We start from the raw sequence: 1,061 nt of genomic DNA, 5'->3' as shown, positions 1-1,061 counted from the left end.
CCTGCGCCTCGAACCGGTCCACCACCAGACCACCCGGCCAGCCGACAGACGAACCGTCGGCCCACTCCCCGAGCAGCACCCCCCGCTCGGCGCCGGACAGCAACACACCACGTGCGTCCCCGTCCGCATCCGCAGCCATCGCCTCCAGGTCGAGGTACTCGAACAGGATGCTCAGCAAGTCACCGCCGCTGCCTCCTGCGGCACGCTGGATGGCCGGGAGCGGATAGCGGCGGTGGGACCAGATCTCAGTCTCCTGCCGGTACACCTCCTCCACCAGCTCACGCCACGTACCCGCACCCTTGACCGACGGGAACGGCAGCGTGTTGAGGTGCATGCCCAGCACGCGGTCGGCACCCGGCGCCTCCAGACGGCCGTGGTACACCACGCCCGTGTGGAAGGCGTCCTCCGCCGTCAGCATGCCCAGCACCTTCAGATGCGCGGCCAGCAACACACTCTTCAGCGAGGTCTCCGCCTCGCCCGCAAGCCGCCGCAGCCCCTCCTCCAGATCGGAGTACGCCACCCGGACATGCTCCCGCTGACGCGGGGCGTCCGGTGCGGACCAGGACATGGGCAGCGCGAACGGGCTGTGGGTCTCGACGACTTCGCGCCAGAAGGCCTGGTCCTCCTCGTCGGCGAGGGAGGCCTGCTCGGCGGCGATGAAGTCGGCGTACCGCACCGCCGGAGCCTCGTACGCGGGCAGGCCCTGCCCGCCCACCACGCTCCGGTAGCACTCCAACAGCTCCATCAGGAGGGTGTGGTAGCTCCAGCCCTCGGTGATCGCGTGGATGTGGCTGAACGTCATGCGCCAGGCGTCATCCGCCTCGACGTGTACGGCCACCCGGAGCAGCGGCGCGGCGGTGAGGTCGAAGCCGGCAGCACGCTGGTCCTCGGCGAAGACGCGAGCGGCCTCCCGCTGCTCCTCGGCCGCCAGGCCCCTCAAGTCATGCACGCTCAGCGGGACTTCGACAGTGCCGTGGACCAGCTGGAGCGGCTGGGAGTAGCCGTCCAGGTGCATCGAGGTCCGCAGGATGTCGTGCCGGGACACGACCACCTCCAGCGCC

Annotated in this window: 1 protein-coding gene; it reads right to left on the bottom strand. The window is 70.2% G+C overall.

From position 1 onward, the window contains the following. On the bottom strand, window positions 1-1,061 hold a 1,061-nt coding region (locus IF54_RS0138790), incomplete at both ends, for a condensation domain-containing protein (RefSeq protein ID WP_030327424.1).

Source organism: Streptomyces sp. NRRL B-3229 (genome assembly GCF_000719505.1).
GTDB classification, from domain to species: domain Bacteria; phylum Actinomycetota; class Actinomycetes; order Streptomycetales; family Streptomycetaceae; genus Streptomyces; species Streptomyces griseorubiginosus.
Note: the sequence above shows the minus strand (reverse complement) of the source record. Positions and strands in the feature narration are given on the sequence as shown.